The 17623-nt window shown below is 70.0% G+C and carries 16 protein-coding genes; 8 read left to right on the forward strand and 8 right to left on the reverse strand.

Features of this window, described 5'->3' with window-relative positions; all coding sequences use genetic code 11:
* On the reverse strand, positions 1-444 hold the full coding sequence (locus GON06_RS16530) for a VOC family protein (protein ID WP_157313410.1): 444 nt from the start codon (positions 442-444) through the stop codon (positions 1-3).
* 104 nt (positions 445-548) lie between these two features.
* Positions 549-1718 carry an MFS transporter gene (locus GON06_RS16535; RefSeq protein ID WP_332837651.1) on the reverse strand — a complete coding sequence of 390 codons (1170 nt, stop codon included), beginning with the start codon at positions 1716-1718 and terminating at the stop codon, positions 549-551.
* A 226-nt stretch (positions 1719-1944) separates the two neighbouring features.
* Here GON06_RS16535 and GON06_RS16540 point away from each other — a divergent pair, with 226 nt between their 5' ends.
* Positions 1945-3192 carry a sensor histidine kinase gene (locus GON06_RS16540; protein ID WP_198346738.1) on the forward strand — a complete coding sequence of 416 codons (1248 nt, stop codon included), beginning with the start codon at positions 1945-1947 and terminating at the stop codon, positions 3190-3192.
* Positions 3189-3854, forward strand: coding sequence for a response regulator (locus GON06_RS16545; protein WP_157313413.1), 666 nt, complete (start codon positions 3189-3191; stop codon positions 3852-3854). Before GON06_RS16540 ends, GON06_RS16545 begins: the two co-directional genes overlap by 4 nt.
* 147 nt (positions 3855-4001) lie before the next feature.
* Here the strand turns inward: GON06_RS16545 and GON06_RS16550 are convergent, their stop codons facing one another.
* Positions 4002-4574 carry an NADPH-dependent FMN reductase gene (locus GON06_RS16550; protein WP_332837652.1) on the reverse strand — a complete coding sequence of 191 codons (573 nt, stop codon included), beginning with the start codon at positions 4572-4574 and terminating at the stop codon, positions 4002-4004.
* A gap of 157 nt (positions 4575-4731) precedes the next feature.
* On the opposite strand from GON06_RS16550, the gene GON06_RS16555 reads away from it, so the two are divergent.
* The 4 genes from GON06_RS16555 to GON06_RS16570 all read left to right on the forward strand — a co-directional run bounded on the left by GON06_RS16555 (position 4732) and on the right by GON06_RS16570 (position 9076).
* Positions 4732-5628, forward strand: coding sequence for an ABC transporter ATP-binding protein (locus tag GON06_RS16555; RefSeq protein ID WP_157313414.1), 897 nt, complete (start codon positions 4732-4734; stop codon positions 5626-5628).
* Positions 5625-6716 carry an ABC transporter permease gene (locus tag GON06_RS16560; protein ID WP_157313415.1) on the forward strand — a complete coding sequence of 364 codons (1092 nt, stop codon included), beginning with the start codon at positions 5625-5627 and terminating at the stop codon, positions 6714-6716. Before GON06_RS16555 ends, GON06_RS16560 begins: the two co-directional genes overlap by 4 nt.
* A 150-nt stretch (positions 6717-6866) precedes the next feature.
* Entirely contained in the window at positions 6867-7454 is a 588-nt protein-coding gene (locus GON06_RS16565; protein WP_157313416.1) for a nitroreductase family protein, read from the forward strand.
* A gap of 104 nt (positions 7455-7558) precedes the next feature.
* Positions 7559-9076: an APC family permease gene (locus GON06_RS16570; protein WP_157313417.1), complete on the forward strand. Its 1518-nt coding sequence runs from the start codon at positions 7559-7561 to the stop codon at positions 9074-9076.
* Positions 9077-9201: 125 nt separating this feature from the next.
* Here GON06_RS16570 and GON06_RS16575 read toward each other — a convergent pair whose 3' ends face one another.
* On the reverse strand, positions 9202-10989 hold the full coding sequence (locus tag GON06_RS16575; RefSeq protein ID WP_157313418.1) for a glycoside hydrolase family 15 protein: 1788 nt from the start codon (positions 10987-10989) through the stop codon (positions 9202-9204).
* Between the two features lie 38 nt (positions 10990-11027).
* Here GON06_RS16575 and GON06_RS16580 point away from each other — a divergent pair, with 38 nt between their 5' ends.
* Complete coding sequence (locus GON06_RS16580; protein ID WP_157313419.1) at positions 11028-12416, forward strand: glucose-6-phosphate dehydrogenase; 1389 nt, start codon at positions 11028-11030, stop codon at positions 12414-12416.
* 202 nt (positions 12417-12618) lie between these two features.
* Here GON06_RS16580 and GON06_RS16585 read toward each other — a convergent pair whose 3' ends face one another.
* Positions 12619-13191: a TetR/AcrR family transcriptional regulator gene (locus GON06_RS16585; RefSeq protein ID WP_157313420.1), complete on the reverse strand. Its 573-nt coding sequence runs from the start codon at positions 13189-13191 to the stop codon at positions 12619-12621.
* Between the two features lie 59 nt (positions 13192-13250).
* On the opposite strand from GON06_RS16585, the gene GON06_RS16590 reads away from it, so the two are divergent.
* Positions 13251-13724 carry a DUF1772 domain-containing protein gene (locus GON06_RS16590; RefSeq protein WP_157313421.1) on the forward strand — a complete coding sequence of 158 codons (474 nt, stop codon included), beginning with the start codon at positions 13251-13253 and terminating at the stop codon, positions 13722-13724.
* Between the two features lie 27 nt (positions 13725-13751).
* Here GON06_RS16590 and GON06_RS16595 read toward each other — a convergent pair whose 3' ends face one another.
* The 3 genes from GON06_RS16595 to GON06_RS16605 all read right to left on the reverse strand — a co-directional run bounded on the left by GON06_RS16595 (position 13752) and on the right by GON06_RS16605 (position 17534).
* Positions 13752-14573 carry a shikimate 5-dehydrogenase gene (locus GON06_RS16595; RefSeq protein ID WP_332837653.1) on the reverse strand — a complete coding sequence of 274 codons (822 nt, stop codon included), beginning with the start codon at positions 14571-14573 and terminating at the stop codon, positions 13752-13754.
* 83 nt (positions 14574-14656) lie between these two features.
* Entirely contained in the window at positions 14657-16123 is a 1467-nt protein-coding gene (locus GON06_RS16600) for a nucleobase:cation symporter-2 family protein (protein ID WP_157313422.1), read from the reverse strand.
* 43 nt (positions 16124-16166) lie between these two features.
* Complete coding sequence (locus GON06_RS16605) at positions 16167-17534, reverse strand: 8-oxoguanine deaminase (RefSeq protein ID WP_157313423.1); 1368 nt, start codon at positions 17532-17534, stop codon at positions 16167-16169.
* Between the last annotated feature and the right edge of the window lie 89 nt (positions 17535-17623).

Genomic DNA, 17623 nt, shown 5'->3' on the forward strand with positions numbered 1-17623 from the left:
TCAGGCCGACGCGTCCGCCTGCGAGGCCATGTACGCCTCGGGACCCTGCTCGGCCGCCGCGGGCTCCATGAAGATGAAGCCGAGCGAGTTGCCGTCCGGGTCGTCCAGGTCGCGCGAGTACATGAAGCCGTAGTCCTGCGCGGGCTTGGGCTCGACACCGCCGGCCGCGAGGCCCTTGGCGATGATCGCGTCGACCTCTTCACGGGAGTCCTGGCTGAACGCGGTGGAGACCTGAAGGGTCTGGTTCGGGTCGGCGATCGGCTTGTCGGTGAAGGTGGCGAAATACGCACGCGTGATGAGCATGAAGTAGATGTCGTCGCTCCACACGACGCAGGCGGCGTTCTCGTCGGTGAACTCGGGGCTGATGGTGCACCCCAGCGCCGTGTAGAACGCCTTGGCACGCTCGAGATCGGTGGTGGGCAGGTTGACGAAGACCTTGGTCATGACGACTCCTCTGTCGATGGCGGCCGGCGAAGCACGGTTGCTGAGCCCGTCGAAGCCAGCTTGTAAAAAACAACCACACTTGTCAATAGCAAGCGAAAACCGGATCAGCGGCGGCGCAGACCCACCGCCGCGAGCACCCCCGCACCGGCGGTCAGCGCCGCGACGACCGCCAGGCCGACGCCAGGAACGGATGCCGCTCCCACGGCCCCCGCGACGAGCGGCCCGCCGGCATCCCCGAGCTCGCGGCCGAGCTCGGCACTGCCCATCGTGCGGCCCATCCGGTCGGCAGGAGTCGATGCGGCCAGATGCGAGAAGGCGACCGGCGTCGCCATTCCGACGCCGGCGCCGACGAGAAGAGCGGATGCCACGAGTGCGGCGATCACGACCCACGAGGATGCCGCGAACGCGGCCGCCGCGGCGAGCGCGACGCCCACCGTGATCAGCGCCAGTCCTCCCGCGGCGCCGGCGCGCACCGGCATGCGCCCTCTGTCATGCCAGGCGCCCACCAGCGGCTGCGCGATGCTCGAGCACACGGCGAGCACGGTGACCAGCGCCATGCTTCCGATGGTGCCGATGCCGAGCTGCCGCCCGAGCAGCGGGAGGAAGCCGACCGCGACGGCGAGCGCTCCGGTGGTCGCGGCGAGCACGAGCGTCGGCAGCAGGAATCCCGGGGCGGTGAGCTCGCGGCCGAGGTCGGCGAGGGTCACCCGCTTGCGCGGCAGCACCGGCACCGCGGGTACGGCGAACAGCACCCAGGCCGCAGCGGCGAGCCCCAGCACGGCGAGCGCCCAGAACAGCGCCGGCAGCCCCGACCAGGTCACCAGCACGGCGCCGATGAGCGGCCCGAGCGCGTAGCCGAGGCTCTTCCAGGAGCCGTACCGGCCGAAGTACTTCCCCCGCGACGAGTCGTCGGAGAGGCGCGCGACCGCCGCCGACGACGCCGGCGAGAACGCGGATGCCGCCGCCCCCTGCCCGAATCGCGCGACGACGAGGCCGACCGTGCCGGGCATCAGCGCGCCGAGCACCGAGAACGCCGCGAAGGCCAGCAGCCCTCCGACGATCACCGGCCGCACGCCGATCCGGTCGCTGAGCGCGCCGAACACGGGCTTGAGCAGCACCTCGGCGAGGTCGTAGAGCGCGAGCGTGAATCCGAAAGCCAGCAGCGTCCAGCCGATGTCCTCCGACTCGGCGCCGAGGGCTGCGGCGATGCCGTGCGCGCCGAAGGCGGTGGTGAAGCCGGCGAGATACAGCGGTGCGAGCCGAGGTCTGGTCACGCTCGATTCTCCCCCGGATCGCGCTTGGTCCCGCATCCGCCCCGCCACCCGGCTCGGGTCGCAGATTCCGTCGCTCCCGGCGCGCAATTCCGACAGGAATCGCGACCTGGGCGGATGCTCGGCCGGAGATACCGACGGGTATCGCGATCTGCACGACGCGCCGAGCAATGCGGCATCCGCCTCGCGGGGGATGCCGCACGACCGGCCTCCCCCTACCGTGGGAAGCATGTCGTTCACCCGCATCCCGTCCGAGCGCGACCTGCGCGGCGACCTGCTGCTCGCGGGCGTGCTGTTCGTCGGCGGCATCCTCAGCGCGGCGCTGAGCTCCATCGCAGGGATCTACGGCGACGCGCAGGCAGAGCCCTGGACCGCGCTCCCGTACGTGCTGATCGTCACCGCTCCACTGGCACTGCGCCGACGCCACCCCGCGACCGTGGCGATCGTCGTCTCGGTCGCGTACTTCGTCGCGGTCACGCTGCGCATCCCGGAGATGTACGTCGGCAACATCGCGATGTTCATCGCGCTGTACACGGTCGGCGCGTGGATGAACAACCGTCGCGGTGCGATGTACGTGCGCGTGGCGATCATCCTCGGCATGTTCGTCTGGCTGATCATCGTCATGTACCGCGATGCGATCGAGCAGGCAGACCAGGCGGATGTCGCGGCCGGACTGTTCTCGCCCTACGTGGCGATGATGATGCTGAACCTGCTCGTGAACGTGCTGTACTTCGGCGGGGCCTATTACTTCGGCGAGCGCTCCTGGCTCGCCGCGCAGGAGCGCGACACGCTCGCCCGCCGCACCGCCGAGCTCGAGGCGGAGCGTGAGGTCTCCGCCGCGCAGGCGGTCGCGCTGGACCGGGTGCGCATCGCCCGCGAGCTGCACGATGTGGTCGCGCACCATGTGTCGGTGATGGGCGTGCAGGCGGGGGCCGCCCGGCTGGTGGTCGACCAGGATCCTGAGCAGGCTAAGCGGATCCTCGGAGGAATCGAGGAGGCGTCCCGGGCCGCGATCGGCGACTTCCGGCAGCTGCTCGAGACGCTGCGCACTCCCGGCGGCGAGACCGACGAGCCCGCCTCCACCTTCGCGCTGGACGACATCGCGCAGCTCGCCTCGTCGTCGACGGATGCCGGACTGCCGACCGCCTACACGGTGGTCGGCGATCCGGTCGATGTGCCGGACGTGGTGTCCGTGAACCTGTACCGGATCGCTCAGGAGGCGCTCACGAACGCCCGCAGGCACGCCGGCATCGGCGCGACGGCCGACGTGCGCGTCCGGTACGAGCCGGATGCCGTAGAGCTGGAGATCGTCAACACCGGGCGCGCGATCACCGCGCTGCGACCAGGACTCGGCCAGCTCGGCATGCGCGAGCGCGCGCACGCCTCCGGCGGCACGATCGAGCTCGCCCCTCGGCCGCAGGGCGGATTCCGGGTGCGGGCGACTGTGCCGCTGCATGTTCTGGAGGGAACTCGATGATCCGGGTACTCCTGGTCGACGACCATGCGATGCTGCGTGCGGGGTTCCGCACGATCCTCGGCACGCAGCCGGACATCGAGGTCGTCGGCGAGGCCTCGAGCGGTGCCGAGGCCGTGGCCGCGGCATCCGCTCTGCAACCCGACGTGATCACGATGGATGTGCAGATGCCCGACATGGACGGGCTCGAGGCGACGAGGCGGATCGTCGGCGACCCGGCCGTGGCATCCGCCGTCGTGATCGTGACGACCTTCGACCGCGACGACTACCTCTTCGACGCGCTGGATGCCGGTGCGAGCGGCTTCCTGCTGAAGAACGCCGGCCCCGAGGAGCTGCTCACCGCCGTGCGCGCGCTCGCCGCCGGCGACGGGATGCTCGCGCCGGAGGTCACCCGGCGCGTGCTGACCCGGTTCTCGCACGCCCCGGTCGACACGCCTGGCCCTGTGCGCGCGGTGGACACCAGCGTCCTCGCCGAGCCGCTCACCGACCGCGAGGCCGAGGTGCTGGCGCTGATGGCCGATGCCCGCAGCAACGCCGAGATCGCCACCGCGCTGTACATCGGCGAGGCGACCGTCAAGACGCACGTGTCGCGCATCCTGCAGAAGCTCGGCGCCCGCGATCGCGTGCAGGCGGTCGTGCTCGCGCACCGCCACGGGCTGGCGTAGCGCGGAAGCCCCGTTCACGTCGCGGTCCGTCACGTTCAGCGGCGCTCTTTCCGGGACGAAGTGCCACCCGAGCGGCCGTGCCGTGCCGGAAGACGACGGATGCCCCGGAGCCGTGCGGCTCCGAGGCATCCAGGTGTGACGCGACGATCAGGCGACGACGTGCGTGCGCGCGGCCTCGACGCGGAAGACGAGCAGGTCGAACGCCGCGAGGAACGCGCTCAGGAACTCGCGGGTGCTGTCGACGGTGACGGTGCCGTCCTCGGCGATCAGTCCGGGCGTGATCTGGATGAAGCCCTCGGGCTGGCCCATGGTGACGGCGTTGTAGTGGCCGAGGATCGCGCGCAGGTGCTGCTGCGCGGCGGCGGTGGCGATGCCGCCGCCCGAGCCGCCGATCACGGCGACGGGCTTGCCGTCGAAGGAGGCCTGACCGTACGGACGGGCCGACCAGTCCAGGGCGTTCTTCAGCACGCCGGGGATAGAGCGGCTGTACTCCGGGGTGACGATGATGACGCCGTCGACGTCGGCGATGGCCTGCTTGAAGTCGCGGGCGACCTGCGGGAAGTCCGCGTCGTGGTCGGGCGAGTAGAACGGCAGGTCCTTGATCGGGATCTCCACGAGCTCTACGCCCTCCGGGGCCAGCTTCGCCAGCGCGGTGGCCAGCTGGCGGTTGATCGAGGTGGACGAGATGCTGCCGACGATGTAGCCGATCTTGTGAGTCACGAGGGTGTCCCTTTCTGGTCTGACGCGGGATGAAACGCGGCATCCGCGCGGTGCATTCCCATGAATGGAAATTGTTGCGATCCCCCGCAGGGTGGATTCGCCGTGATCCCCCTCCGGGGGGATGCCCGGCGGCAGCCGCCGTCAATAGCGTTGAGGCATGCGAACAGGAACACTCCATCTCGAGGGCATCACCAAGAGCTACGGCTCGCGGCGCGTGCTCGACGACATCGGCTTCGACGTCGCGCCAGGACGCCTCACCGGCTTCGTCGGCGGCAACGGCGCGGGCAAGACCACGACGATGCGCATCATCCTCGGAGTGCTCGCCTCGGACGGCGGCATCGTATCGCTGGGAGGAGCGCCCGTCTCGACCGCCGACCGGCGCGGTTTCGGCTACATGCCCGAGGAGCGCGGGCTCTACCCCAAGATGAAGGTGCTGGAGCAGGTCGTCTACCTCGCCCGGCTGCACGGCTTCGACAAGGCGGATGCCACGGCCCGCGCCACCGCGCTGCTGACCGAGCTCGGCCTTGGCGAGCGCCTGAACGACCTGATCGAGTCGCTCTCGCTGGGCAATCAGCAGCGCGCACAGATCGCCGCCGCCCTCGTGCACGACCCCGAGGTGCTCATCCTCGACGAGCCGTTCTCTGGGCTGGACCCGCTCGCAGTCGACGTGGTCGCCGGAGTCCTGCAGGCGCGCGCGGCGCAGGGCGCCGCCATCCTGTTCTCCTCCCACCAGCTCGACGTGGTCGAGCGGCTCTGCGACGACCTCGTCATCATCGCCGGCGGCACCATCCGCGCGGCCGGCTCCCGCGACGCTCTGCGCGCCGCGCACTCCGCGCCGCGCTACGAGCTCGCCACCTCGGCGGATGCCGGATGGCTGCGCGCTGAGCCCGGCGTCACCGTCGTCGACTTCGAGGGCGGCGACGCCGTGTTCGACGTCGACAGCGCGGAGACCGCACAGCGCGTGCTGCGCACCGCCGTCGAGCGCGGCGCGGTCACGAGCTTCACGCCGCAGCATCCGTCTCTCGCCCAGATCTTCAAGGAGGTCATCTCATGAGCACCCCCGCACCGGCATCCACGACATCCGCCGTCTGGCTCGTCGCCGAGCGCGAGATCTCGTCGAAGCTGCGCAGCAAGGCGTTCATGATCTCGACCGGCATCCTGCTGCTGATCGCGCTCGCGGGCGTGCTGATCGGCGGATTCGCGAGCAAGTCGCCCACTCCCGACGAGATCGCCGTGACTTCGCAGACCTCGGCCGTCGTCTCCGCCCTGCCGAACGTGAAGGTCGTCGAGGTGGCGGATCGCGCCGAGGCCGAGAAGCTGGTGAAGGCCGACGAGGTCAAGGCCGCGGTCGTGCCCGGTGAGGACGACGGCTTCGGCTTTGTGGTGCTGGCCAAGCAGGACGCCCCGCAGTCGCTCGTCGGCGCGCTGTCGAAGTCCCCGCAGGTCGTGATCCTGGAACCGGCCGGGACCAACCCCCTGATCCGCTACCTGGTGGCGATCGGGTTCGGCGTGATCTTCCTGATGGCGGCGTCCACGTTCGGCGGCACGATCGCGCAGAGCGTGGTGGAGGAGAAGTCCACCCGCGTCGTGGAGCTGCTGATCTCGGCCATCCCGACCCGCGCGCTGCTGGCCGGCAAGGTGATCGGCAACACGGTGCTGGCCATGGCGCAGATCCTGCTGTTGGCCGCGATCGCCGTCGTCGGACTGATCATCACCGGACAGAACGAGGTGCTCGGCGGCATCGGCGCGCCGATCCTGTGGTTCGCGGTGTTCTTCCTGTTCGGCTTCGTGCTGCTCGCCTCGCTGTATGCGGCGGCGGCCTCGATGGTCTCGCGCCAGGAGGACATCGGCTCGACGACCATGCCGCTGATCATGCTGGTGATGGCGCCGTACTTCCTGGTGATCTTCTTCAACGACAACCCCGTCGTGATGACGATCCTGTCCTACGTGCCGTTCTCGGCACCGGTCGCGATGCCGGTGCGGCTGTTCGTCGGCGAGGCGCAGTGGTGGGAGCCGCTGCTCTCGCTCGTGATCCTGATCGCGACGTGCATCGCCGCGATCCTCGTCGCCGCGAAGATCTACGAGAACTCGCTGCTGCGGATGGGGGCACGCGTCAAGCTCGGGGAGGCCCTGCGCGGCTGACCCGGGCGACCGGAGGGGATGGATGCCCCGGAGCGCCGCTCCGGGGCATCCGCATGCCGAGCGGGAATATCCATTCAGCCGCATGAGTTACAGTGTGCTGAGCGCGGACAAGGGGGTACCGCGGAGATCGCCACCCCCCGAAGGACCCCGATGACCACCGCCACCGCCGACCGCACCGCAGCCACCGAGCACCCCGTCCTGAGCGTGCTCGCCGACCGCTGGAGCCCCCGCGCGTACGACGCCTCCTCCCCGATCGACGAGGCCAAGCTGGCATCGGCTCTCGAGGCCGCGCGCTGGACGCCGTCCGCCAACAACACCCAGCCCTGGCGCTTCATCGTCGCGCGCCGCGGCACCGCGCTGCACGAGCAGATCCACGCCGCGCTGATGGGCTTCAACCAGGTCTGGGCGGGCAACGCCGCAGTGCTGATCGTCGCCGTCGCAGAGACCGCCGACGAGCAGGGCACCCCGATCTCGCACGCTGTGTACGACCTGGGCCAGGCCGTCGCGCACCTCTCCGTGCAGGCTCACCACGACGGCCTCGTCGTGCACCAGATGAGCGGCTTCGTCGCCGAGCAGATCCGCGAGATCGCCGACCTCGACGAGCGCTTCGCGCCGACCACCGTCATCGCCCTCGGCGAGCTCGGTGACGCGGGCGTGCTGCCCGAGCCGCTGCAGGAGCGCGAGGTCGCGCCGCGCGTGCGCCGCCCGCTCGACGAGACGGTGCTGCTCAGCGCCTGATCCCGCCTCGCACCCCGGATGCCGCGACCGTGACGGTCGCGGCATCCGTCGTATCCGGGCGGTTCCCGCGTCGCGGCGGTGCACCCGCGCGTACGCTACGGGGCATGAGCAGTACGCGCAGGATCAAGACCGTCGAGCAGTCCATCGCCGAGACGCATGATGAGAAGCGCTCACTGAAACGCGCGCTGAATACCTGGGACCTCGCCGTCATGGGCGTCGCGGTCGCGGTCGGCGCGGGGATCTTCTCGGTCGGCGCCGAGGCGTCAGCCCACCACGCCGGCCCTGCGGTGATCGTGTCGTTCGTCATCGCCGCCGTGGTGTGCGGCCTCGCGATCCTCTGTTACGCCGAATTCGCGTCGTCCATCCCCGTCGCCGGCTCCGCGTACACGTTCACCTACTCCACGCTCGGCGAGTTCCTCGCCTGGATCATCGGCTGGGACCTCATCCTCGAGATGCTCATGGCCGCCGCGGTGATCGCGAAGTACTGGGGCGTCTACCTCGGCGACACGGTCTCGCTGTTCGATCTGGACATCCCTATGACCGTTCCGATCGGCTCGCTCCAGTTCGAGTGGGGCCCGGTCGTGATCGTCGCGATCTTCACCCTGCTGCTCGCACTCGGCACGCGCCTCTCCAGCCGCGTCAACGCGGTGTTCACCACGATCAAGGTCGCGATCGTGCTGTTCGTCATCGTCGTCGGCCTCTTCTTCATCAACCCGGCCAACTTCACCCCCTTCGTGCCGCCGGCACAGCCCGGCCCCGCCGCCGACAGCGCCTGGACGCAGTCCTTCTTCTCGTTGCTCACCGGTGCCTCGCCGCAGGTCTACGGCATCTTCGGCATCCTGTCCGGCGCCGCACTGGTGTTCTTCGCCTTCATCGGCTTCGACGTCGTCGCCACCAGTGCGGAGGAGGCGAAGGATCCCAAGCGCACCGTGCCCCGCGGCATCCTGCTCGGCCTCGGAATCGTGACCGTGCTCTACGTGCTGGTCGCGATCACGATCACCGGCATGGTGTCGTACACCGAACTGGCGGCGCTCGAGGAGCCCTCGCTGGCGAGCGCCTTCGAGATCGTCGGGGCCACCTGGGCGGCGAAGATCATCTCGATCGGCAGCCTCGTCGGCCTCACCACCGTCGTGATGGTGCTGCTGCTGGGTCTGGCACGCATCGTGTTCGCGATGAGCCGCGACGGGCTGCTGCCCCGCTCACTGAGCGTCACCGACGCCAAGCGCGGCACGCCGATCCGCATCCAGATCATCGTGGGCGTGATCATCGCGATCATCGCCGGCTTCACGAACGTGCAGGTGCTGGGCGACATGATCAACATCGGCACGCTGTCTGCGTTCGTGCTGGTGAGCGTCGGCGTGCCGATCCTGCGGAAGTCCCGCCCCGACCTGCAGCGTCCGTTCACGGTGCCACTGTCGCCGTGGCTGCCGTGGATCTCGGCGATCGCGTGCTTCTGGCTGATGCTGAACCTGTCCACCGAGACCTGGCTGCGGTTCGTGATCTGGCTGGCGATCGGCTTCGTCATCTACTTCGGCTACTCGCGCCGGCACTCGCTTCTCGGGCAGCAGCTCGAGGCGGATGCGGTGACCGGAAACCGCACGATCGGCGACCAGCGGTTCTGAGTCGGACCCGCAACCGCCCCGACCGGAGCAGCAGGAGGATCACCCTTCGGAAGCTCCGGTCTCACTCGTTGCGGGTACGCAGCAGGAGACACCCGCAACCGTTGCGACCGGAGCAGGGAAGAGCGTCACCTCTCCCGCTGGGCGGCTGCGGCGAGCGCGTCGGCGGCGCGCACCAGGGCGAGGTGCGAGAACGCCTGCGGGATGTTGCCGACCTGGCGCGCGCCCACCGGGTCGTACTCCTCTGAGAGCATGCCGACGTCGTTGCGGAACGCGCACAGCCGGTCCATCAGCGCCCGCGCATCGTCCAGCCGGCCGGTGGCCGCGTACTGCTCGACGAGCCAGAACGAGCAGGCCAGGAACGGATGCTCGGCCCCGGCGAGCCCGTCCACGCCCGATGCGGTGCGGTACCGCATCAGCAGCCCGTCGCGCATCAGGGTCTGCTCGATGCGCGCCACCGTGGCCAGCATCCGTGGGTCGTCGGCCGCGCAGTAGCCGACCTGCGGGATGAGCAGCAGCGAGGCGTCCATCTCGTCGGTCTCGGCGTGCTGCACGAACGCGCCGTCGTGCACGCCGTGCGCGTCGATCTCGGCGCGCAGCCGGTCGCGCGCCGCCCGCCACCGTTCCACGTGCCCGGGCAGTCCGAAGTCCTCGACGCCGCGGATGCCGCGGTCGAACGCCGCCCACATCATCACCCTGGAATGGGTGAACATGCGCGGTTCGCCGCGGATCTCCCACAGCCCGTTGTCGGGCCGGTCCAGCTGGGACTCCGCGTGCTTGAGCAGGGCTCGCTCCACCGCCCACGACCGGTGCGACTCGGCGAGCCCCGCGCGGCGCGCGGCACCGAGCGTGACCATCACTTCGCCGACGACGTCGGCCTGGTACTGGACGGATGCTCCGTTGCCGACGCGCACCGGCGCCGAGCCCTCGTACCCGGGCAGCGACAGGAGCGTGTGCTCGGTGAGGTCGCGCTCGCCCGCCAGTCCGTACATGATCTGCGCGTCGGCGGGGTCACCCGCGACCGCCCGCACCAGCCAGTCGCGCCAGTGCCAGGCCGCGTCGATGAGGCCGTGCCCGAGCAGCGCCTCGAGGGTGAGTGCGGCGTCGCGCAGCCAGACGTACCGGTAGTCCCAGTTGCGCTCCCCGCCGAAGTCCTCTGGCAGCGAGGTGGTCGCGGCCGCGGCGATGCCGCCGGTGTCGCGGTTGGTGAGCGCGCGCAGGATCAGCAGCGACCGCCGCACGGCGTCGTCGTAGCGTCCGTCCGGCGCGATGCCGGCTGCCCATTCCTGCCACCAGTCGCGGGTGCGCAGGTCGGCGACCCGCAGGTCGAGCGAGTCGGGCACGGACAGGAACGACGGATGCCAGGTGAGGGTCATCGCCGCGCGCTCCCCCGGAGCGATGGTCGTGGAGCCGACGTGCACGTGCCCGTGCGGACGCAGCGCCGCACCGCGCACCACCACGGCGTCGGGACCTGCCACAGCGGTGAGCTCCGGCGCGTCCGTCGTGCCACTCTGGTGCACCCACGGCAGCGCCCTGGCGTAGTCGAACCGCAGCCGCAGCTCATGCGCGAATTCCACCTCGCCGGACACCCCGATGATCTCGCGCACGATGTCGGTACGCTCCGGTCGGTCGCCCGCCACCGGCATCCAGTCCCGCACCTCGGCGACGCCGCCGTCGGTCTCCCACCGGGTCACGAGCGTGAACGTCTCCCCGTCGTAGCGCCGCGTGGCCACGGCATCCGGGTCGGTGGGCCGCAGCGACCAGCATCCGTGCTCGGCGTCGCCGAGCAGCGCGCCGAAGACGGATGCCGCGTCCAGCCGCGGCGGGCAGAACCAGTCGATGCTCCCCTCGCGCGAGACGAGCGCCGCCGTGCGGCAGTCGCTCAGCAGGGCGTAATCCTCGATCGGCACAGACATGCTCGCAGTCTTCCACCCGCGCGGCCTATCGTGAAGGCATGTCCAGGGACACCACGCTGCTCATCCTCGGCGCCTCCGGCGATCTCACCTCGCGACTGCTGCTGCCTGCGATCGGCCAGCTGCTGCGCCGCGAACCGGGACGCAAGCTCACCCTGCACGGCGCAGGGTCGGACGACTGGAGCGCGGAGCGCTGGCAGGAGGCCGTGCAGAAGGCGTTCACCTCGTCGGATGCCGCGGACCAGCTCGACCGCATCGCAGGGACGACGTACACCAGGGCTGATGTCACCGATCGCGACGCCCTCGCAGGGCTCGTCGAGGGCGTCGAGGGTCCGCTCGTGATCTACTTCGCGCTGCCGCCGGCGGTCGCCGTCGCGGCATGTGAGGTGCTGCGCGACGTGAAGCTGCCGGAGAACACCGTGCTGGCGCTGGAGAAGCCGTTCGGCAGCGACCAGAAGAGCGCTCGCGAGCTGAACGACCTGCTGCAGCAGCTGGTACCCGAGAAGCGCATCTTCCGGGTGGACCACTTCCTCGGCCGTTCGACACTGCTGAACGTGATCGGCGTGCGGTTCGCGAACCGTCTGGTCGAGCCGGTCTGGTCGGCCGATCATGTGCAGTCCGTGCTGATCCGCTACGACGAGTCGCTGGCCCTGGAGAACCGGGCCAGGTACTACGACAAGGCCGGCGCGATGATCGACATGATCCAGAGCCATCTGCTGCAGGTGCTGGCGATCCTGGCGATGGAGCAGCCCGCCGACCTGGACGAGATCGACCTGCGCGACGCGATGGCCGCGGCGCTGCGCGCGACCTACGTCTGGGACGACAACCCGGTGCGCTCGTCGCGGCGCGGCCGGTACACCGCGGGCACGATCGGCGACAAGGATCATCGCCGCGACGTGCCGTCGTACGTCGACGAGGACGGCGTCGACCCCGCCCTCGACACCGAGACGCTCGCCGAGATCACCTGCGAAGTGCGCACGGCCCGCTGGGCCGGGGTGCCGTTCACGCTGCGCAGCGGCAAGGCGCTGGCCGACCGCCACGCCGAGATCGTCGTGACGTTCCGCCCGGTGCGGCACATCCCCGAGGGGCTCACGGGCAAGCCGGACGACGGCGGCGTGCTGCGCTTCGTGCTCGGCCCCGACCGGATCGACCTCGAGCTCAATGTGAACGGTGGCGACGACCCGTTCGCGCTGCGCCGCGACGTGCTCTCCACCAAGCTCGGCAAAGGCACTCTGCTCGCCTACACCGAGGTCATCAGCGACATCCTCGACGGCGATGTCGCGCTGTCGGTGCGGGCGGATGCCGCGGAGCAGTGCTGGCGCATCATCCAGCCGGTGCGGGATGCCTGGAACCGAGGGGATGTCCCGATCGAGGACTACCCGGCGGGGTCGACCGGCCCGGCGGACTGGGCGACGTCGTCCGCCCGCTGATCAGCCCCTGGGCCACCGAGACCTCGCCATTGACCGACGCTCTTCCAGCTCCGGTCCCACTCGTTGCGGGTCTGTGAGCGGAAACACCCGCAACGAGTGAGACCGGAGCATCAGGAGGGCGTCCCTCGCCGGAGTCACCCGCACCCTGAGCGAGCGAAGCGAGACGAAGGGCGTCCTTCGTCTCGTCGCTGGCGCTCCTCGCTCAGGAGCCGGAGCCGGACGCGGGGGCGCTGAACAGCGCGACGATCTCCTCCTCGCGCACATCGTCGAGCGCGGCATCCAGCCGCCCGTCGGCCGCGAACCGGCTGACGCCGTGCAGGGTGCTCCAGAGCAGCTCGGCGCGCACCGCGCGCTCGCGGGGCGTCTCACCGCCGACGGCGCGCTCGAACATCGCGAACCCCTGCCGCAGCAGTTCCGGCGTCTCGTCGGAGGCGAACACGATGCCGGTGCGCGCCGTGGTCATCGCGTAGTAGACGGCGGGGTGCTCACCAGCGAACGCGAGATAGGCGGCGACGAGAGCCGCCAGCCCCTCGCCGCCGGCGCTGATCGCCGCGAGGAGGTCGGCGTAGCCGTCGATGACCACGTGCTCGACGATCTCGTCCCGCCCGCGCGGGAAGTGCCGGTACAGGATCGGCTGGCTGAACCCGATCGCATCGGCGAGGCGACGCACCGTGACCGCCGGCCATCCCTCCTGCTCCGCGATCTCACGGGCAGCGCGGACGATCTGCCGCTCACGGTCACGGATCCGTTCGGTCTCTTGCGCTGATCGGGGCATGTCGTTATATTAGCACCGCTAACTCTTAGCATTGCTAACACCACGACCGCGGAGGAATCATGACCGTCATCATCGCCATCACCGGAGCACTCGCCATCCTCGGCCTCGCCGTCATCTTCGGCGCCGACGTCGTCGGCGTCCTCGTCCAGCGCTCGGTCTACGCCGACCTCGACGACCGCACCCTGGTGCAGGTGGTCGGGCGCGGCCACTACTACGCCGACCGCCGGATGCCGGCCATCGGCATCCCCGCGACGGTCCTCACCGCCCTCACCACTGCCGCCGCGTTCCTCTGGGGCACGACGCTCTCCGGCATCCTCTCGGCGGCGGGACTCGTGCTGCTCGTCACCTGGCTGCTCGTCTACGCGCGCCTCGCCAAGCCGATCAACACCGCGATGACCGCGGCCGCTCTCGCGGACGAGGTTCCCGCCGACGCCCGCGCCCTGCAGGCGCGCTGGGACTCTCTGCTGCCGCTGCGGGTCGCGCTCAACGGCATCACGATCGCCCTGCTGGCGGCGACCCTGTTCCTGCTCTGATCGTTCCGCGGCGCGTGCGCGAGACCGTCAGTTCCCGGCACGCATGAAGGCCTCGGCGGCTCTCACCTGCTCGGCCGAGGGATGGATGCCGGTGTACAGCACGAACTGCTCCAGCGCCTGCAGGGTCGCCACCTCGGTCCCCGTGATCACGGTCTTGCCCGCAGCTCTGCCGGCCGCGATCAGCGGCGTCTCCGCCGGCAGTGCGACGACGTCGAAGACGACCGCCGCCGCGTCGACGGCCTCCGCGGAGAACGACATCGCGCGTTCCTCCGCCCCACCGGCCATGCCGATCGGGGTGACGTTGACGAGCACGTCGGCGTTCGCCGCGCCGGCCTCCGGCCGCCAGGAGAACCCGTAGAGATCGGCCAAGTCGCGCCCGGCCCCTTCATTGCGGGCGACGATCGTCACCCGGCCGAATCCCGCGTCGCGGAAGGCCGCCGCCGTCGCCTTCGCCATGCCGCCGGAACCCCGCAGCAGCACGGAGGATGCCGGATCGAGAGCGTTCCGCTCGATGAGTTGCGCGATCGCCGAGTAGTCGGTGTTGTATGCGGACAGCACGCCGTCGTCATTCACGATCGTGTTCACCGAAGCGATCGCGGTCGCGGAGGCATCCATCCGATCGACCAGCGCGATGACGTCCTCCTTGTACGGCATCGAGATCGCGCATCCCCTGATGCCGAGCCCCCGCACGCCGGCGATCGCCTGGGCGAGGTCGGTCGGCGCGAACGCCTTGTAGATCCAGTTCAGCCCGAGCGCCTCGTACAGGTGGTTGTGGAACCGAGTGCCGTTGTTGCTGGGCCGGGCCGACAACGAGATGCACAAGGTCATGTCCTTGTTCAGCAGGGTCACGTGCCCAGGCTACAGTTCTGCGCGCCGCCCCTCCTGGTCCTTCCGGATCAGGAGGGGCGGCGGTCGTCAGCAGGCGAGGGCCATCAGTGCTCGGGCCTTGCCAGCTCCACCTCGTTGCCGTCGCGGTCGACGATCTTGCCGTCGATGATCGAGTCGCCGTCCTCGAAGGCCTCCAGGTACGCGACCGGGATGCTGCGCGTCGGCGCCGCGACGAAGCTGTTGGCGCCCTTCGACGCGCGGCTGCCCAGGTGGTTGAACAGCAGGTTCAGCAGGATCGCGGTGACCGCGGCCGAGCTGATCCCGGAGTGGAAGATCGTCACGAACCAGGCCGGCATCTGCTCGTAGATCGTCGGCACGGCGATGGGGAGCATGCCCACGGCCAGCGACGTGGCGACGATGACGAGGTTCATGTTGCCCTTGTACTCGACCTTGGCGAGCGTGCGGATGCCGGATGCCGCGACCGAGCCGAACAGCACCAGGCCGGCACCGCCGAGAACCGGCGACGGGATGGCGCCCACGACCCGGCCGAGCACCGGCAGCAGGCCGAGGATCACCAGCACGCCACCGCCGGCGGTGACCACGAAGCGGCTCTTCACACCGGTGATCGCGACCAGGCCGACGTTCTGCGCGAACGCGGACTGGGTGAAGGTGCCGAAGATCGGCGAGACGGCGCTGGAGAGCATGTCGGCACGCAGACCGGCCGCGATGCGCTTGGAGTCGACCTTGGTGCCGACGATCTCGCTCACCGCGAGGATGTCGGCGGTGGTCTCGGTCAATGTCACCAGGATCACGATGAACATCGAGATGATCGCGGCGAGCTCGAACGTGGGCATGCCGAATCCGAAGACCTGCGGGAAGGCGAAGATCGGTCCTTCGCCCACCGAGCTGAAGTCGGCCTTGCCGAGGAAGACCGCGACGATCGTGCCGAGCACGATCGAGAGCAGGATCGCGAGCCGCGAGATCGCCCCGACCGGCACCTTGCTGAGGACCAGCACGATGACGAGGGTGATGCCTGCGAGCAGCAGGTTGTCGGGGGTGGCGCCCTCTGCGGCATCCTCGCCGGAGCCGATGATCCAGCCGGCCGCGACGGGCAGCAGGGTCAGACCGATCGTGGTGATCACGGTGCCGGTCACGACCGGCGGGAAGAACCGGATGACGGTCGCGAACACGGGGGCGATGAGCAGACCGATCACGGAGGCCGCGATCACCGATCCGAACACGGCGGGCAGCCCGCCGCCGCTCGTGACGATGGCACCCATCGTGGCGACGCCGGCGAACGAGACGCCCTGCACCAGCGGCAGCTGCGAACCGAAGAACGGCACGCCGACGGTCTGCAGGATCGTGGCGAGACCGCCCATGAAGAGGCACGCGGCGATCAGCACGCCGATCTCGCCCTGGCTCAGGCCCGCGATCTGCCCGATGATCAGCGGCGGGGCGATGATGCCGCCGTACATCGTGAGCACATGCTGTATGCCGTAGCCGATGGTGGGCCCGATCGGCAGGCGCTCATCCTCGGGTCGCGCGGCGACCTTCTTGTCTCTCTTCGACATTGTTCGACCTCTTCGTCGTGGTGGGTGTGGGTTTCGGGTGGGTTCAGGAATGGCGGGCGAGCAGCGCGCGGGCCGCTTCGCTGTGGTGGGCGACGAGCTGGGGCACGTCGAGTCCGACGATCTGCCCGTCGAGCACGCGCCAGGTGCCGCCGACCATCACGCGGTCGGCGCGCTCGGCGCCGCACAGCAGCAGTGCGGCGACCGGGTCGTGGCTGCCCGAGAAGCGCAGCTCGTCGAGCGTGAACATGGCCAGGTCGGCCTGCTTTCCCGGTGCCAGCACGCCGATGTCGCTGCGGCCGAGGGCACGCGCGGATCCTGCGGTCGCCCAGTCCAGCGCGCGTTCCGGCGTGACGGATGCTGCACCGTAGCGCAGCCGCTGCAGATAGAGCGCCTGACGCACCTCCTGGATCATGTTCGAGCCGTCGTTCGAGGCGGAGCCGTCGACGCCGAGGCCGACCGGCACACCGGCCTCCTCGAGCTCGACGGCGCGCGCGATGCCGGACGCGAGGCGCATGTTCGAGGTCGCGCAGTGCGACACGGCCGTGCCCGCTGCGCCCAGTCGCGCGATCTCCGCATCGTCGAAGTGGATGCCGTGCGCGAGCCAGGTGCGATCGCCGAGCCAGCCCACGCTCTCGAGGTAGTCGACCGTGCGCAGACCGAACATCTCGCGGCAGAAGTCCTCCTCATCGAGGGTCTCGGCGAGGTGGGTGTGCAGGCGCACGTCGTGCCTGGCGGCGAGGTCGGCGGTGTCGCGCATGACGCCCGTGGTCACGGAGAACGGCGAGCACGGGGCGAGCGCGATCTGCACCTTCGCGCCCTCGCCGCGCTCGTGGTACGCGCCGATGAGTCGCTCACTGTCGGCGAGGATCGTGTCGGCGTCCTGCACAGTGCTCTGCGGCGGCAGGCCGCCGTCCTTCTCCCCCAGCGACATCGACCCGCGCGTCAGCGTGGCCCGCATCCCGAGGCTGCGCAGGACCTCGACCTGCACGTCGATGCCCTCCTCCAGCCCGCTCGGGAACAGGTAGTGATGATCGGCCGCAGTGGTGCATCCGGAGAGCAGCAGCTCAGCGAGCGCGGCGGTGGTCGCGAGCTCGAGGTCGCGCGGGGTCAGGCCCGCCCAGACGCCGTAGAGGCCTTTCAGCCAGGGGAACAGCTCGGCGCTGACGACCGGCCGCCAGGCCCGGGTGAGGGTCTGGTAGAAGTGGTGGTGCGTGTTGATCAGGCCCGGGATGATCACGTGGCGCGAGGCGTCGACGATCTCGTCGACAGGCTGCGACGGCTCTCCGCCGAGCGGGACGCTCTCGAGCACGCGATCCCCGGCGATGACCAGGCCGCCTCGTGCGTCGGCGGCGTCGCCGGTGTGGATCCCGAGCGGGTTCTTCAGCCAGGTCGTGGGCTGCAGTGCGGACATTCAGTGGCTCCATCCTCGGATCGGCGGGGCCGCACGGAGCGGCACCCGGAGGTGCCAGCTCAGTTAGTCCCTGTCTGCTGATCCAGGGG

The organism is Microbacterium sp. MAH-37 (assembly GCF_009758255.1).
Taxonomy (GTDB): domain Bacteria; phylum Actinomycetota; class Actinomycetes; order Actinomycetales; family Microbacteriaceae; genus Microbacterium.

What these genes read in the sequence shown, in the direction of transcription:
- GON06_RS16580 (WP_157313419.1), top strand. Translation starts at nt 11,028, where the DNA reads ATGTCCAGGGACACCACGCTGCTCATCCTCGGCGCCTCCGGCGATCTC.
- GON06_RS16560 (WP_157313415.1), top strand. Translation starts at nt 5,625, where the DNA reads ATGAGCACCCCCGCACCGGCATCCACGACATCCGCCGTCTGGCTCGTC.
- GON06_RS16545 (WP_157313413.1), top strand. Translation starts at nt 3,189, where the DNA reads ATGATCCGGGTACTCCTGGTCGACGACCATGCGATGCTGCGTGCGGGG.
- GON06_RS16565 (WP_157313416.1), top strand. Translation starts at nt 6,867, where the DNA reads ATGACCACCGCCACCGCCGACCGCACCGCAGCCACCGAGCACCCCGTC.
- GON06_RS16540 (WP_198346738.1), top strand. Translation starts at nt 1,945, where the DNA reads ATGTCGTTCACCCGCATCCCGTCCGAGCGCGACCTGCGCGGCGACCTG.
- GON06_RS16575 (WP_157313418.1), bottom strand. Translation starts at nt 10,989, where the DNA reads ATGTCTGTGCCGATCGAGGATTACGCCCTGCTGAGCGACTGCCGCACG.
- GON06_RS16600 (WP_157313422.1), bottom strand. Translation starts at nt 16,123, where the DNA reads ATGTCGAAGAGAGACAAGAAGGTCGCCGCGCGACCCGAGGATGAGCGC.
- GON06_RS16590 (WP_157313421.1), top strand. Translation starts at nt 13,251, where the DNA reads ATGACCGTCATCATCGCCATCACCGGAGCACTCGCCATCCTCGGCCTC.
- GON06_RS16585 (WP_157313420.1), bottom strand. Translation starts at nt 13,191, where the DNA reads ATGCCCCGATCAGCGCAAGAGACCGAACGGATCCGTGACCGTGAGCGG.
- GON06_RS16555 (WP_157313414.1), top strand. Translation starts at nt 4,732, where the DNA reads ATGCGAACAGGAACACTCCATCTCGAGGGCATCACCAAGAGCTACGGC.
- GON06_RS16530 (WP_157313410.1), bottom strand. Translation starts at nt 444, where the DNA reads ATGACCAAGGTCTTCGTCAACCTGCCCACCACCGATCTCGAGCGTGCC.
- GON06_RS16570 (WP_157313417.1), top strand. Translation starts at nt 7,559, where the DNA reads ATGAGCAGTACGCGCAGGATCAAGACCGTCGAGCAGTCCATCGCCGAG.
- GON06_RS16605 (WP_157313423.1), bottom strand. Translation starts at nt 17,534, where the DNA reads ATGTCCGCACTGCAGCCCACGACCTGGCTGAAGAACCCGCTCGGGATC.